The 15,387-nt window shown below is 60.6% G+C and carries 13 protein-coding genes; 4 read left to right on the top strand and 9 right to left on the bottom strand.

The genetic code is table 11. The features are described from left to right. Nucleotides 1-447: 447 nt before the first annotated feature. The 4 genes from ccoP to ccoN are packed head-to-tail and all read right to left on the bottom strand — an operon-like array spanning nucleotide 448 to nucleotide 3,645. Nucleotides 448-1,401, bottom strand: coding sequence for a cytochrome-c oxidase, cbb3-type subunit III (ccoP, locus tag ACYZTM_RS05250; RefSeq protein ID WP_131059968.1), 954 nt, complete (start codon nucleotides 1,399-1,401; stop codon nucleotides 448-450). Continuing rightward, a complete protein-coding gene (locus tag ACYZTM_RS05245) occupies nucleotides 1,398-1,598 on the bottom strand; it encodes a cbb3-type cytochrome oxidase subunit 3 (protein WP_131059967.1) in 201 nt (66 codons plus the stop codon). Before ACYZTM_RS05245 ends, ccoP begins: the two co-directional genes overlap by 4 nt. A 3-nt stretch (nucleotides 1,599-1,601) precedes the next feature. Then, entirely contained in the window at nucleotides 1,602-2,210 is a 609-nt protein-coding gene (gene ccoO / locus ACYZTM_RS05240; protein WP_461987431.1) for a cytochrome-c oxidase, cbb3-type subunit II, read from the bottom strand. Between the two features lie 10 nt (nucleotides 2,211-2,220). Continuing rightward, the gene (gene ccoN, locus ACYZTM_RS05235; protein ID WP_131059965.1) at nucleotides 2,221-3,645 is read right to left on the bottom strand and encodes a cytochrome-c oxidase, cbb3-type subunit I; all 1,425 of its coding nucleotides are present in this window, start codon (nucleotides 3,643-3,645) and stop codon (nucleotides 2,221-2,223) included. Between the two features lie 99 nt (nucleotides 3,646-3,744). Here ccoN and ACYZTM_RS05230 point away from each other — a divergent pair, with 99 nt between their 5' ends. Beyond that, on the top strand, nucleotides 3,745-4,422 hold the full coding sequence (locus ACYZTM_RS05230; protein ID WP_461987428.1) for an alpha/beta family hydrolase: 678 nt from the start codon (nucleotides 3,745-3,747) through the stop codon (nucleotides 4,420-4,422). Between the two features lie 209 nt (nucleotides 4,423-4,631). Here the strand turns inward: ACYZTM_RS05230 and ACYZTM_RS05225 are convergent, their stop codons facing one another. The 3 genes from ACYZTM_RS05225 to acnA all read right to left on the bottom strand — a co-directional run bounded on the left by ACYZTM_RS05225 (nucleotide 4,632) and on the right by acnA (nucleotide 10,181). Beyond that, nucleotides 4,632-6,197: a methyl-accepting chemotaxis protein gene (locus tag ACYZTM_RS05225; RefSeq protein ID WP_131059963.1), complete on the bottom strand. Its 1,566-nt coding sequence runs from the start codon at nucleotides 6,195-6,197 to the stop codon at nucleotides 4,632-4,634. 103 nt (nucleotides 6,198-6,300) lie between these two features. After that, nucleotides 6,301-7,092 (bottom strand): CPBP family intramembrane glutamic endopeptidase, encoded by a 792-nt coding sequence (locus ACYZTM_RS05220; protein WP_131059962.1) that lies wholly within the window; start codon nucleotides 7,090-7,092, stop codon nucleotides 6,301-6,303. 347 nt (nucleotides 7,093-7,439) lie between these two features. Next, nucleotides 7,440-10,181, bottom strand: a complete 2,742-nt coding sequence (gene acnA / locus ACYZTM_RS05215; protein WP_461987425.1) for an aconitate hydratase AcnA — start codon at nucleotides 10,179-10,181, stop codon at nucleotides 7,440-7,442. Nucleotides 10,182-10,391: 210 nt separating this feature from the next. On the opposite strand from acnA, the gene rlmM reads away from it, so the two are divergent. Both rlmM and tusA read left to right on the top strand, forming a co-directional pair. Then, nucleotides 10,392-11,465 (top strand): 23S rRNA (cytidine(2498)-2'-O)-methyltransferase RlmM, encoded by a 1,074-nt coding sequence (rlmM, locus tag ACYZTM_RS05210; RefSeq protein WP_461987423.1) that lies wholly within the window; start codon nucleotides 10,392-10,394, stop codon nucleotides 11,463-11,465. Nucleotides 11,466-11,659: 194 nt separating this feature from the next. After that, on the top strand, nucleotides 11,660-11,911 hold the full coding sequence (gene tusA, locus ACYZTM_RS05205) for a sulfurtransferase TusA (RefSeq protein WP_123403368.1): 252 nt from the start codon (nucleotides 11,660-11,662) through the stop codon (nucleotides 11,909-11,911). Here the strand turns inward: tusA and ACYZTM_RS05200 are convergent. Continuing rightward, entirely contained in the window at nucleotides 11,908-13,317 is a 1,410-nt protein-coding gene (locus tag ACYZTM_RS05200) for an MATE family efflux transporter (RefSeq protein WP_131059959.1), read from the bottom strand. The two genes, tusA and ACYZTM_RS05200, sit on opposite strands and share 4 nt — an antisense overlap. A 331-nt stretch (nucleotides 13,318-13,648) precedes the next feature. Between ACYZTM_RS05200 and pdxB the strand changes: the two genes are divergently transcribed. Continuing rightward, entirely contained in the window at nucleotides 13,649-14,791 is a 1,143-nt protein-coding gene (pdxB, locus tag ACYZTM_RS05195) for a 4-phosphoerythronate dehydrogenase PdxB (protein WP_461987421.1), read from the top strand. A 185-nt stretch (nucleotides 14,792-14,976) separates the two neighbouring features. On the opposite strand, the gene ACYZTM_RS05190 is transcribed toward pdxB, so the two are convergent. Next, the gene (locus tag ACYZTM_RS05190; RefSeq protein WP_131059957.1) at nucleotides 14,977-15,156 is read right to left on the bottom strand and encodes a PA1571 family protein; all 180 of its coding nucleotides are present in this window, start codon (nucleotides 15,154-15,156) and stop codon (nucleotides 14,977-14,979) included. Nucleotides 15,157-15,387: the final 231 nt, after the last annotated feature.

Raw genomic sequence — 15,387 nt, 5'->3', positions numbered from 1 at the left:
AAAAATCGGCCGCAAGTATGTAGAAAGCGGGGGGTCATTGCAACGCGCCATGACCTGGGTCAATGCTTTCAAAAGCTGATTCTGCGGCCTTTCCATGCGCCGCGTAAGGACAAAATCGGCCTAGGACAAAACGTCGCAGCGAACGAAAAGGGTGAGGGGGTCAGGTCAGTTGTTACGGGGTGTGTTCAAACACAACGAGCAGGTGACCGATGGCAATTGGCATGACAGCCGGTATCTACCAGCCTTTGCGGCTTGTCATCGAGCAGATTTGTCGAACACATCGGGTTGGGTCGACCTGGAACCGGCTCATGCCAGTCCGCATCGGAGCAAGCTTAGACCCGAATGTGGTGAACCGAAAGGAGGACCATCGGAGGGGTGCGACACTTGGTCGCAAAGAGGCAGGGAACTGCCGCATCCGGGAGAATGCGGCAGTAGAGCGGTCGAGATTTATTCGCGTTTGCCTTCAGCTTGCAAACGCTCGGTGCTCAAACCGTGAGACAAGCTGTAAACGTAAGCGGCCAGCAGTTGCACCTTGTCGTTGCCGAGCAATTCGTTCTGCGCTGGCATATGACCCTGACGGCCATGACGAATGGTCTGTTGCAATTGCGCCAGGCTGGTTCCGTAAATGAATCCGGCCGGTTGCGTCAGATTCGGCGCCCCCATGGCTTCAGTGCCCTGGCCGTTTGCCCCATGACAGGCTACGCAGGTGGTGCTGAACGCTTGCTGTCCGGCTTGCAGATCGGCGGTGCTGTCCGCGGGCAGTGGCAGGCCGGCCAATTCATGACGCACATACGCGGCAACGTTTTTCACGCCGGCATCACCGAGGATTTCACCCCAAGCCGGCATTGCCGCTACGCGACCACCCATGATCGTGGTCTTGATCATCTCGGCATCACCGCCCCAGCGCCAGTTGCTGTCGGCCAGGTTCGGGAAGCCGAAGGCACCCTTGGCATCCGAGCCGTGGCACACCGAGCAGTTGGACGCGAACAGGCGACCACCCATTTTCAGCGCTTGCGGGTCCTTGGCCACTTCTTCAACGGGCATGGCGGCGAATTTGGCGAAGATCGGTCCGAACTTCGCGTCCGCCTTGTTCATCTCCTTTTCCCATTCGTGGACGCCCGTCCAGCCGTCCTCGTAACCCGGCAGGACGCCTTTCCAGTTGCCCAGGCCCGGATAAAGGATCAGGTAACCCACGGCAAACACCAGCGTGCCGGCGAACAGCATGAACCACCACTGCGGCAGCGGATTGTCGTACTCCTCGATGCCGTCGAAGCTGTGGCCCATGGTCTGGTCGACGCTGCCCTTGGTTTCGCCCTTGCGGGTGCCGATCAGCAGCCAGGTCAGGCCGATCAGGCTGCCGATGGTCAGTACGCAGATCCACGTACTCCAGAAGGTGGTCATGGCCGGGTACTCCTTGTTGTTGCGGGTTCTTGGGTGCTGTCGGGTTGTGGTTCGTCGGCGAACGGCAGCAGGCGCGCTTCGGCGAATTCCGGGCCGCGCTTGCTGTTGAACACCCACAGGGTCAGGCCGACGAATGCCACGAACACCACGACAGTGCCGAGGCCGCGGATCAGGCCCGTGCTCATTTCAAAGACCATGGCTCACCTCTTGCTCTTGATCGCAGTGCCGAGCACTTGCAGGTAAGAAACCAGGGCGTCCATTTCAGTCTTGCCCTTGATGCTGGCCACCGCGCCGCTGATGTCGTCGTCGGTGTACGGCACGCCGAGGGTGCGCATGACCTTGAGCTTGGTTTCGGTGCTGCTGCTGTCCACCGGTTGGGTGACCAGCCATGGGTAGGCCGGCATCTTCGATTCCGGTACCACGTTGCGCGGGTTGTACAAGTGCGCACGGTGCCAGTCATCCGAGTAGCGCCCGCCGACCCGGGCCAGGTCCGGACCGGTGCGTTTGGAGCCCCAGAGGAACGGGTGATCCCAGACGCTCTCGCCCGCCACCGAGTAGTGCCCGTAACGTTCGGTTTCGGCGCGAAACGGGCGGATCATCTGCGAGTGGCACTGCACGCAGCCTTCACGGATGTAGATGTCGCGACCTTCCAGTTGCAGCGCGGTGTAGGGTTTCATGCCTTCCACCGGTTTATTGGTCACGTCCTGGAAGAACAGCGGGACGATCTGGGTCAGACCGCCGATGCTCACGGCCAGGACCATCAGCAGCATCAGCAGGCCGACGTTTTTCTCGATTGTTTCGTGTTTCATGGCGGACTCCTCAGGCCATCTGCGCGGCAGCGGCGACTTCGGCAGGCTGCGAGGCCCGCACGGTGCGCCAGGTGTTGTAAGCCATCAGGAACATGCCGCTGAGGAAGATCGCACCGCCCACCAGCCGCACGACGAAGCCTGGGTGGCTGGCCACCAGGGTTTCGACGAAGGAGTAGGTCAGCGTGCCGTCTTCGTTGACTGCACGCCACATCAGGCCCTGGGCGATGCCGTTGACCCACATGGACGCGATGTACAGCACGGTGCCGATGGTGGCGAGCCAGAAGTGCGCGTTGATCAGGCCGATGCTGTGCATCTGCGGGCGACCGAAGATTTTCGGGATCATGTGGTACAGCGCGCCGATGGAAATCATCGCGACCCAGCCGAGTGCCCCGGCGTGAACGTGGCCGATGGTCCAGTCGGTGTAGTGGGAGAGGGCGTTGACCGTCTTGATCGCCATCATCGGCCCTTCAAAGGTCGACATGCCGTAGAAAGCCAGCGATACCACGAGGAAGCGCAGGATCGGGTCGCTGCGCAACTTATGCCAGGCGCCCGAGAGAGTCATCATCCCGTTGATCATCCCGCCCCAGCTTGGCGCCAGCAGGATCAGCGACATCACCATGCCCAGCGACTGCGCCCAGTCCGGCAGCGCGGTGTAGTGCAAGTGGTGCGGGCCGGCCCAGATGTACAGGGTGATCAGCGCCCAGAAGTGTACGATCGACAAGCGGTAGGAATACACCGGACGCTCGGCCTGTTTCGGCACGAAGTAGTACATCATCCCGAGGAAACCGGCGGTGAGGAAAAAGCCTACGGCGTTGTGTCCGTACCACCACTGAACCATGGCATCGGTCGCACCCGCGTACACCGAGTAGGACTTGGTGAAACTCACCGGCAGCTCAAGGTTGTTGACGATGTGCAGAATCGCCACGGTGATGATGAATGCACCGAAGAACCAGTTGCCGACGTAGATGTGCTTGGTCTTGCGATTCGCCAGCGTGCCGAAGAACACCACGGCGTAGGCGACCCAGACGATGGTGATCAAAATGTCGATCGGCCATTCCAGCTCGGCGTATTCCTTGGAGCTGGTGTAACCCAGCGGCAAGCTGATGGCCGCCAGCAGGATCACCACTTGCCAGCCCCAGAAGCAGAACGCGGCGATTTTCGGTGCGAACAGTTGCGTTTGGCAGGTGCGTTGCACCGAATAGAACGAACTGGCGAACAGGGCGCAACCGCCGAAGGCGAAGATCACTGCGTTGGTGTGCAGCGGGCGCAAGCGGCCGAAACTGGTCCACGGTAAATCGAAGTTGAGTTCAGGCCAGACCAATTGAGCCGCGAGAAAAACCCCGAGCCCCATGCCGACGATGCCCCACACCACCGTCATAATGGCGAATTGGCGGACCACCTTGTAGTTGTAGGCGGTACTGATAGAAGTGTTCATGGTTCCCCATCCACGGTTCAGCCGAAGTGAGCACGCTTGCAACAAAAAGGCAGCGCGTCCTTCGCCTGGAGTTATAGGCAGACTAAAAGCGAGGCAAGCATGGACAAACAGCACAAGGCCAGTATTGACGGGGATCAATGGGCGCAGTGTGTGCGGGATCACGGATGGTTGTGGAATGCCGCCTCAGGACCTGCATCGGCAACGCTGATCCTCGCCCATGGTGCCGGCGCACCGATGGACAGTGGCTGGATGAACGACATGGCTGCACGCCTCGCCGATCAAGGCATCAACGTACTGCGCTTCGAGTTTCCGTACATGGCGCAACGGCGTGTTGACGGGGGCAAGCGTCCACCGAATCCGGCGCCGAAACTGCAGGAATGCTGGCGTGAGGTGTATGCGGAGGTGCGACGCCATGTCACTGGGCGTTTGGCCATTGGCGGCAAGTCCATGGGCGGGCGGATGGCCAGTCTTTTGGCGGATGAGCTGCAAGCGGACGCGCTGGTGTGCCTGGGGTATCCGTTTTATGCGGTCGGTAAACCGGAGAAACCTCGGGTCGAGCATTTGGCCGGGCTCAAGACGCCGACGTTGATTGTTCAGGGTGAGCGGGATGCGCTGGGCAATCGTGAAGCGGTCGAGGCTTACACGTTGGCGCCGAGTATCGAGGTGTTCTGGCTGGGGGCGGGGGATCATGATTTGAAGCCATTGAAAGCTTCGGGGTTTACCCATGAGCAGCATTTGGCTTCGGCGGTGAGTCGGGTAGCTGCATTTCTCAAATGAGATTTGTGTTGGGCATCAGGGCCTCTTCGCGGGCAAGTCGGATCGCCGCCCGCTCGCTCCTACAGGTTGTCGGTGCTCGGATGAACGGTACCAAACCTGTAGGAGCGAGGCTTGCCTGCGAAGAGGCCCTGACAGGCGCCATCACTTTCAGATTGGCAATAAAAAACCCGGAAGCTTTCGCCGTCCGGGTTCTTTGTTTCCAGCATCAATCAGCGATTAAACCGCTCCACCAACGAATACTGAGTATTCGCCGTCTTCGTCAGCTCCTCACTCAACAACGCCGAGTGCTGCGCCTGTTCCGAGGTCTGATCCGCCAGTTGCGAGATGTTGCTGATGTTGCGGCTGATCTCTTCAGCCACCGCACTTTGCTCTTCGGTCGCGGCAGCGATCTGGGTGGTCATGTCGGTGATGTTGGCCACGGCTTCGCTGATCCCGACCAGTGCCTGGTCCGCCTCAAGTACCCGCGCCACACCTTCTTCCGCCTGGCGATGCCCGGCTTCCATGGTTTGCACGGCGGTGCTGGCGGTTTGTTGGAGCTTGGCGATCAGGGCGTGAATCTGCCCGGTGGATTCGCTGGTACGTTGTGCCAGTTGGCGTACTTCGTCAGCCACCACCGCAAAACCACGGCCCATCTCGCCGGCACGCGCGGCTTCGATAGCGGCGTTCAGGGCCAGCAGGTTGGTCTGGTCGGCGATGCCTTTGATCACATCGACCACGCCGCCGATTTCGTCGCTGTCCTTGGCCAGTTGGGTCACGGTCAGCCCGGTTTCACCGACCACCGCCGACAAGCGCTGGATGGCTTCACGAGTTTCGCCGGCGATGTCGCGGCCGCGACCGGTCAGGCGATTGGCTTCCTGGGTGGCGTCGGCGGTGCGTTGTACGTGGCTAGCGACTTCCTGGGTGGTGGCGGCCATCTGATTGACGGCGGTGGCCACTTGCTCGGTTTCGACCCGTTGACGTTCCAGGCCAGTGGAGCTGTTGTGGGCCAGGGCGTCGGACTGTTTGGCTTGCTCGGTCAGGTGCTCGGCGGTGTCCTGCAGGCGGGTCAGGCAGGTTTTCAGGCGCGCTTCCTGGCTGAGAATCGACATCTCCAGGCGTGCCTGAGCGCCACGACTGTCGGTGTACATCTGCGCGATCAGCGGGTCGGAGGTGGTCTGCTCGGCCAGGCGCAGCAAGCGCTTGAGGCCACGCTGTTGCCAGCTCAGGCCCAACAGGCCCAACGGCACCGAAAGACCGGCGGCGAGGGCGAAGCCCCACTGGGAGTTGAGGGACGCACCGATCATGAAACTCAGCTGGCTGACCAGAATGAACGGCAGCCAGTCCTGAAGCACCGGCAACCATTTGTCTGTCGAAGGGACGGCCGACTTGCCCTGGTTGATGCGTTGGTAGAGCGCTTCGGCACGGCGGATCTGCTCGGCGGTGGGTTTGACCCGCACCGATTCGTAACCGATCACCTGATTGCCTTCGAAAACCGGAGTGACATAGGCGTTAACCCAGTAGTGGTCACCGGTCTTGCAGCGATTCTTGACAATGCCCATCCATGGCAAGCCTTGTTTCAGTGTGCCCCACATGTGCGCGAACACCGCGGCCGGGACGTCGGGGTGACGGACCAGGTTATGCGGCGCACGGATCAGCTCCTCACGGGAAAACCCGCTGATTTCGACAAAGGCGTCGTTGCAGTAGGTGATCACGCCTTTGGCATCGGTGGTGGAAATCAACCGTTGCTGAGCCGGGAAGGTCCGTTCGCGTTGTGTGGTGGGCTGGTTGTTACGCATGGCTTTTTCAATCCGCAAGGCTTTGAGAGGTTGTCGGCGGCGTCAGGATTTTATTGAAATTATTTTTCAATAATCAGCGGCGCGTCGCAAAACGGCCATTGCATCAGCCGGCGAGCATCGGGTAGGTGAACAGTGCGAAATGCAGCAGGTTCAAGCCGAAATGGGTGGCGATGGCCGCCCCCAAACCGCCAAAACGGTAGGCCAGACCATAGCCGATACCTGCCAGACTCGCCAGCAGCACCCATTGCCAACCCGCCCCCACATGCACCAGACCGAACAACAGCGACGCAAGCAGCAACGCCAGGTTTTCACCGTAGGGCAGGTTTTTGAACTGCCGACTCAGACCGCCCTGGATATAACCGCGAAACAGCGCTTCCTCCACCAGCGTGACCAGCAGCAGATTGTTCAGCACCCACAACCCGGCTTGATCCGGCCACTTCGGTGCCCAACTGATCACACCCAGCACAAGTGCGCCGCCCAAGGCCAGCACGGTGCTCAGGGTCAGGGCGAGTGCCGTGGCATAAGCCGAAAGGCGCAGGGAGCGCCGGCCGACAATCCAAGGGCACACCAGTAACAGCCAGAAGCCGATCAGGGGTTTGTCCTGATTCAGGTACATGGAAAACGGCACTGCATCATCGGTGAAGCGTTGCGGATCGATGCCTCGACCGTTGTAGAAACCCGGCAGCCAGTGCATCGCCAGCGCCAAGGCCAGGAAGATGAACAAGCCGTGGCCTAGGAAGCGAGCGATGGGCAGCTTTTGTTGGCGGACGGCGAAACCGGCGACCAGTAGCAGCGCGACGGAGATGCCGGCCAGCCAGCCGAGTTGGCCGTAAGTCAGAGCGAGGGCGTAACCGAGGGAGAGAAGGGCCAGGTAGATCCATGGCAGGGCAATCATGTGAAGTCCTTGTGTCCAGAAATTTGCGTGGCGCCGCGGTCCCTTGTAGGAGTGAGCCTGCTCGCGATAGCGGAGTATCAGTCAACGATTAGTTCAATGTGATGTCCCCATCGCGAGCAGGTCGAATCGTCGCACCGTCACTCCCACAGGGTATTGATGTTGTTCACATTATCGAGGCCCGACACATCATACCTGTGGGAGCGAGCTTGCTCGCGATAGCGGAGTGTCAGTCAACGATGATTTTGAGTGTTATGGCCTCATCGTCGAAACTCCACCCGGAGCAAGCTCGCTCCCACATGACACAAACAAAAACACCGCCCGAAGGCGGTGTCCGTGTCAGCAGGCGGTTACGACGCAATCAACTGCCGCAACACGTAATGCAAAATCCCCCCCGACTTGAAGTACTCCACTTCATTGAGCGTATCGATTCGGCACAACACCTCGACTTTCTCGCGGCTTCCATCCTCGCGGGTAATGATGAGTGTCAGGTTCATCCGTGGCGTCAACTCCACGCCAGTCAAACCCAGGATATCCAGCGTCTCCTTGCCGGTCAGGTTCAGGCTCTTGCGGTTCTGATCCAGCTTGAACTGCAATGGCAGCACGCCCATGCCCACCAGGTTGGAGCGGTGAATCCGCTCGAAGCTTTCAGCGATGACCGCTTTCACACCCAGCAGATTGGTGCCCTTGGCCGCCCAGTCGCGGCTTGAGCCGGTGCCGTATTCTTGACCGGCGATCACCACCAGCGGCGTTCCCGCCGCTTGATAACGCATGGCCGCGTCGTAGATTGGCATCCGCTCCCCGGTCGGAATGTAAATCGTGTTGCCGCCTTCTTCGCCGCTGAGCATCTCGTTGCGAATGCGGATGTTGGCGAAGGTGCCGCGCATCATCACTTCGTGGTTGCCGCGACGCGAACCGTAGGAGTTGAAGTCCCGTGGTTCCACGCCTTTCTCGCGCAGGTAATGACCGGCCGGGCTGTCGGCCTTGATGTTGCCGGCGGGGGAGATGTGGTCGGTGGTCACCGAATCGCCGAGCAGCGCAAGGACCCTGGCACCGGCGACGTCCTTGACCACGGGTGGCGGGCCGCCGATGTCATCGAAGAACGGCGGATGCTGGATGTAGGTCGAATCATCCTGCCAGACATAGGTCGCCGCTTGCGGCACTTCAATCGCTTGCCATTGCTCGTCGCCGGCAAACACTTCGGCGTATTCCTTGTGGAACATGGCGGTGTTGACTTGATTCACGGCGTCAGCAATCTCTTGGGTACTCGGCCAAATATCTCGCAGGTAAACCGGATTGCCATCCTTGTCGTTGCCCAACGGCTCGCTGCTGATGTCGGTCCGCACCGTACCGGCCAGTGCATAGGCCACAACCAGAGGCGGGGAGGCCAGCCAGTTGGTTTTCACCAGCGGATGCACCCGACCTTCAAAGTTACGGTTGCCCGACAGCACCGAGGCGACGGTCAGGTCGGCAGCCTGGATGGCTTTTTCGATCGGCTCCGCCAAGGGACCGGAGTTGCCGATGCAGGTGGTGCAGCCGTAGCCGACCAGGGCAAAACCCAACTCATCCAGGTACTGGGTCAGGCCGGCAGCCTTGTAGTAGTCGGTGACCACTTTCGAGCCTGGGGCCAGCGAACTCTTGACCCACGGTTTGCGCTTGAGGCCTTTCTCCACCGCTTTTTTTGCCACCAGCCCGGCGGCCATCATCACGCTCGGGTTGGAAGTGTTGGTGCAGGAGGTGATCGCGGCGATCACCACCGCGCCGTTTTTCAATCGATAGATCTGGCCGTCGTATTCGTAGTCGGCTTCACCGGCCAGGTCGGCATTGCCTACCGCGACACCGCCGCCGCCTTCGCTTTCGAGGCGACCGACTTCCTTGCTGGTGGGTTTGAATTGCAGGTCGATGAAATCACTGAACGCTTGCGCGACATTCGGCAGCGAGACCCGGTCCTGTGGGCGTTTCGGCCCGGCCAGGCTGGCTTCGACGCTGCCCATGTCCAACGCCAGCGTGTCGGTGAACACCGGTTCCTGGCCCGGCAGGCGCCACAGGCCCTGGGCTTTGCTGTAGGCCTCGACCAGTTTCACGGTTTCATGTGGGCGACCGGACAGGCGCAGGTACTCCAGCGTGATGTCGTCCACCGGGAAGAAGCCGCAGGTGGCGCCGTATTCAGGGGCCATGTTGGCGATGGTCGCGCGGTCGGCCAGCGGCAGATCGGCGAGGCCGTCACCGTAGAACTCGACGAATTTGCCGACCACGCCTTTCTTGCGCAGCATCTGTGTGACGGTCAGCACCAGGTCGGTGGCGGTGATGCCTTCCTTGAGCTTGCCGGTGAGTTTGAAGCCGATCACTTCCGGAATCAGCATCGACACCGGCTGGCCGAGCATCGCCGCTTCCGCTTCAATCCCGCCGACGCCCCAGCCGAGTACGCCGAGGCCATTGATCATGGTGGTGTGGGAATCAGTGCCGACCAAGGTGTCCGGGAAGGCGTAGGTGCGGCCGTCCTCGTCCTTGGTCCAGACCGTGCGACCGAGGTATTCCAGATTGACCTGGTGGCAAATGCCCGTGCCCGGCGGCACCACGCTGAAGTTGTCGAAGGCGCTCTGGCCCCAGCGCAGGAACGCATAACGTTCTCCGTTGCGCTGCATTTCGATGTCGACGTTCTGTTCGAAGGCGCTGGAACTGCCGAATTTGTCGACCATCACCGAGTGGTCGATCACCAGGTCCACCGGCGACAACGGGTTGATGCGCTGCGGATCGCCGCCGGCCTTGGCCATGGCCGCACGCATGGCGGCCAGGTCGACCACCGCGGGAACACCGGTAAAGTCCTGCATTAATACCCGCGCGGGGCGGTATTGAATTTCACGGTCGGAGCGACGCTCCTTGAGCCAGGCGGCAATCGCCCGAAGGTCAGCGCCGGTGACAGTTTTTTCATCTTCCCAGCGCAGCAGGTTTTCCAGCAGCACTTTCAACGACATCGGCAGCTTGTCCAGATCGCCCAGGCTTTTGGCGGCATCCGGCAAGCTGAAATAGTGATAGGTCTTGTCGTCGATTTGTAAGGTTTTAAGGGTTTTCAGGCTATCGAGGGACGGCATTGAAATGACTCCTTTGGGTCCGCACGGCTACGGACTGAGGGAACGAACTGAGGTTTAAACCTAGTCCTGTTTGATGCTTAAGGCTAATTACTGGACTCTATGGCCAAGTCCAAGGTTCCGAACTCGGCTATCATGCGCCGGTTTTCGTGACAGGCTTTGCTACAGGGCAAGTTTGCGCATCGATTCATTGCCGATTGCCCAGGAGATTCAATGAACACCCTCTTTATGCATTGCCGGCCGGGCTTCGAAGGCGAAGTCTGTTCCGAGATTTCCGAACACGCTGCGCGGCTGAACGTGGCCGGTTATGCCAAGGCCAAGACCGCCAGCGCCTGCGCCGAATTCATCTGCACCGAAGAAGACGGCGCCGAGCGCCTGATGCGCGGCCAGCGTTTCGCCGAGCTGATCTTCCCGCGCCAATGGGCCCGCGGGATTTTCATCGACCTGCCGGAAACCGACCGCATCAGCGTGATCCTCGCCCACATGGCGGACTTCCCGCTGTGCGGCAGCCTGTGGCTGGAGATGGTCGACACCAACGATGGCAAGGAACTGTCGAACTTCTGCAAGAAATTCGAAGGCCACCTGCGCAAAGCGCTGATGGCGGCCGGCAAGTTGGTCGAAGATGCGCATAAACCACGCCTGCTGCTGACCTTCAAAAGCGGCCGTGAAGTGTTCATGGGCCTGGCAGAGTCCAACAATTCGGCAATGTGGCCGATGGGCATTCCGCGGCTGAAGTTTCCCCGTGAAGCGCCGAGCCGTTCGACGCTGAAGCTGGAAGAAGCGTGGCACCACTTCATCCCCCGCGACCAGTGGGATGAACGCTTGCACAGCGACATGACCGGCGTCGACCTCGGTGCCGCACCCGGCGGCTGGACCTGGCAACTGGTCAACCGCGGCATGCTGGTGACCGCGATCGACAACGGCCCGATGGCCGAAAGCCTGATGGACACCGGTCTGGTGCAACACTTGATGGCCGACGGTTTCACCTTCAAGCCGCGGCAGCCGGTGGACTGGATGGTTTGCGACATCGTCGAGAAACCGGCGCGCAACGCCGCGATGCTGGAAGAATGGATTGGCGAGGGGCATTGCCGCGAAGCGGTGGTCAACCTGAAGTTGCCGATGAAACAGCGTTACGCCGAAGTGAAACGCTTGCTGGAGCGCATTGCCGAGGGGTTCAAGGAACGCGGGATTCGGGTCGAGATCGGCTGCAAACAGCTGTATCACGACCGTGAAGAAGTAACCTGCCACTTGCGCCGACTCGACGTAAAGAAACCCAAGTCCCGCTAATGCACACTGCTTACCCCCGTATATGCGGGGCGCCACACAACCCTGTAGAGCGAGGCTTGCCCGCGAAGCTTTTGGCGTCTTCAAGGACGCCTTCGCGGGCAAGCCTCGCTCCTACAAGGGCGGGGGCGGTGTACGACACAGATGACCGAACACCCGGCAATACGCGACAATGCCGGCAGTTTCAGGAGTGAATCATGAGTGAAATGATTGATACGCCGGTAGACGGCACCCTCGACGCCACCGGCCTCAACTGCCCGGAACCGGTGATGATGCTGCACCAGCACATCCGGGACCTGGCACCCGGCGGCCTGCTCAAAGTGATCGCGACTGACCCATCGACCCGTCGCGACATTCCCAAGTTTTGCGTGTTTCTGGATCACGAACTGGTCGGGCAGCATGAAGAGGCAGGCACCTACCTCTACTGGATCCGCAAGAAACTCGCTTAACCCGCCGAATGACTGATGCGGATCCGCTTGCGTGCACTGCGCGTCAGGCGGATCGACAGCATCAGCGCCGCGCAACTCAAGCCCACAATCAAACCCTGCCACAGCCCACTCGGGCCGCTCGGCGTGCCGAACCAGTCGGTCAGGCCCAGCGCGTAACCCACCGGCAAACCGATCCCCCAGTAGGCGAACAGCGTCAGGATCATCGTCACCCGAGTGTCCTGATAACCACGCAACGCGCCGGCCGCAGTGACCTGGATCGCATCGGAAAACTGGAACAGCGCCGAATACACGATCAACATTGCCGCCACTCGAATCACCGTCGGGTCGGCGGTGTAGATCGTTGCGATGTGTTCGCGCAACAACAGCATCATGCTCGCCGAAATACACGCATACGCCAGCGCCGTGCCCATGCCGACACCCGCGGCGAAGCGGGCTTCACGCGGCTCCTGACGACCGAGCGCCTGGCCGACCCGCACGGTCACGGCCATGCCGAGGGAGTAGGGGATCATGAACACCAGCGAGCTGAAGTTCAGGGCAATCTGGTGTCCTGCAACCACGGTGGCGCCGAGGCTGCCGATCAGCAGGGCGATCACGGCGAAGATGCTCGACTCGGCGAACACTGCTATGCCGATGGGCAGGCCGATGCCCAGCAGGCGTTTGATCACCGACCATTGCGGCCAGTCGAAACGGCTGAACAACTGGCTCGACTGATAGGCCGGTGCCCAGCGCTCCCAGCCGGCCATGCCCAGCGCCATGACCCACATCACAATCGCCGTGGCCCAGCCGCACCCGACACCGCCCATGGCCGGCACACCGAAGTGGCCATAAATGAAGATGTAGTTCAGCGGGATGTTCAGCGCCAACCCGCACAGGCCGAGGACCATCGCCGGGCGCGTACGCCCCAGGCCGTCACTGAAACAGCGCAGCACATGATAGAAGGCGACGGCGGGCAGGCCGCTGGCGATGCCGTGCAGGTATTGCATGCACGGGCCGATCAGTTCGGGATCGACCTTCATCATGTGCAGGATCGGTTCGGCACTGAACAGCATGCCAGTCGCCATCAAACCCACCACCAAGGCCAGCCATAACGCCTGGCGTACGATCGGACCGATTTCGCTGTGGGTGCCGGCACCGAAGCGCTGCGCGACTTTCGGGGTGGTGGCCAGCAAGGTGCCGGTCATCAACAGAAACACCGGAACCCAGATCGAGTTGCCGAGCGCCACGGCCGCCAGGTCACGAGGGCCGACCCGACCCGCCATCACCGCATCGACAAAGCCCATGGCGGTGGTCGCCAGTTGCGCGATCATGATCGGCAACGCCAGGCCGAGCAGGTTTTTCAGCTCCAGGCGAACCCGGGCCGGGCGGGTGAGGGAAATAGCGGCGGGGCGGTCAGTCACGGAATTCAAGGGCGAAACGTCCAGAGATTTTGATGCACGAGGCGGCGCATTCTACGCCTTGACGCAGTGGTCAGGAAAAGTCCTGTGTTACCTATTTGTAATTGCCTTTGAAGTGCTGCGATCCCCTGTGGTGAGGGGATTTATCCCCGTTCGGCTGCGAAGCCGTCGCCAAACCAGTGCACGCGGAGTGTCTGCAATAACGCGGATTCAGGAACAGGGGCCGCTTCGCAGCCCAACGGGGATAAATCCCCTCACCACAAGGACCGTGGTGATCCTTAATGCCCGCTGGTCCACTACAGGCATCTGCGCCTACACTGCCGATCCGCCAAAGGAGCCTGCCATGCTGATTGTTGCCGACGAAAATATCCCGCTGCTCGATGCCTTCTTCGAAGGGTTCGGCGAAATCCGCCGGGTGCCGGGACGTTCCATCGACCGCGCTACCGTCGAGCAGGCCGATGTGCTGCTGGTGCGTTCGGTGATCAACGTCAATCGCGCGTTGCTCGAAGGCAGCAAGGTGCGCTTTGTCGGCACCTGCACCATCGGCACTGATCACCTGGATCTGGATTACTTTCAGCAGGCCGGCATTACCTGGTCCAGCGCGCCCGGCTGCAATGCCCGGGGCGTGGTCGACTATGTGCTCGGCAGTTTGCTGACCCTGGCCGAAATCGAAGGCGCTGACCTGACTCGGCGCACTTACGGCGTGGTCGGTGCCGGTGAAGTCGGCGGTCGACTGGTCAACGTCTTGAAGGGCCTGGGCTGGAACGTGCTGGTCTGTGATCCGCCAAGACAAGCCGCTGAAGGTGGCGATTACGTCAGCCTCGAACAGATCATCGAGCAGTGTGACGTCATCAGCCTGCACACCCCGTTGAAGAAACACGGCGCTCAGTCAACCTGGCATCTGTTCGATAAAAATCGTCTGAACCAACTCAAGCCGGGCACCTGGCTGATCAACGCCAGTCGTGGCCCGGTGGTGGACAACGCCGCCCTGCGCCAGGTGTTGTTGCAGCGCGAAGACCTGCAAGCGGTGCTCGACGTTTGGGAAGGCGAGCCTGAAGTTGATGTGGCGCTGGCCGAACTCTGCGTGCTGGCGACGCCGCACATTGCCGGCTACAGCCTCGATGGCAAACAGCGAGGGACAGCGCAGATCTATCAGGCCTATTGCGAATTTATCGGGCAGCCGGCCCAGGTCAGCTTGAGCGATTTGCTGCCGGCGCCGTGGTTGTCGCAAGTGACCCTGAACGCTGAAAGCGATCCGGCCTGGGCGCTGGCGATGCTGTGCCGCGGCGTGTACGACCCGCGCCGGGACGATGCGGATTTCCGACGCAGCCTTGTAGGCAATGTGAGCGAGCAGCGTGCGGCGTTTGATGCGTTGCGCAAGCATTACCCGCAGCGGCGGGAGATTGATGGGTTGGCAGTGCGGATTGAGGGCGAGTCGGCTGAGTTGCAGAAGATTGTGGCGGCTTTGGGCGCTACGGCTGTCTGAATATCGAGTTGGCCCTTTCGCGGGCAAGCCTCGCTCCTACAGGATTTGGGTGTTCGCTAAATAGGCGGACGACGCCAACCTTGTAGGAGCGTGGCTTGCCCGCGAAAGGGCCGCACCGCAATTCCCGGATAAGCACCCATAAAAAACCCGGCCATCAGGGCCGGGTCAAGAAGACGGTGGCTATATCACTTTTGTTCGGCAGGCTTGACCAATCGCTGCTCCAGTTCGCGGCAAGCGTCCTGGATCATGCCTTCAGTGATCGGTACTTCGCGCCCTTCCTTATCGATAATCGAGCAACCCAGAGACTGGTTTGGCTGCGTGCGGATCACTTCAATTTTGTCTTCGCTGCTGTTTTGCAAGGACATGGCCTGTCTCCTCATCAGGTTGTGTGCTTACTCTAAAACCGTCAGGTGACCGGGCTGTGACAACTCCCTACGGTCTCTCCCGAGCGGCAACGTCAGTCCACCAGAAATCCCCCAACGTTGCCACCCGGACTTTAGACCAATAGCGTCTAGGCGCTAGTCGTTGTGGTCATAATTAACCTGACTCATTGTGATTTACAGAGTTCCACCCCACTTAAGCGGTATAGGCTGGCC

It is taken from the genome of Pseudomonas sp. MDT2-39-1, from assembly GCF_054898085.1.
This window is presented reverse-complemented; position numbering and strand designations above follow the sequence as displayed.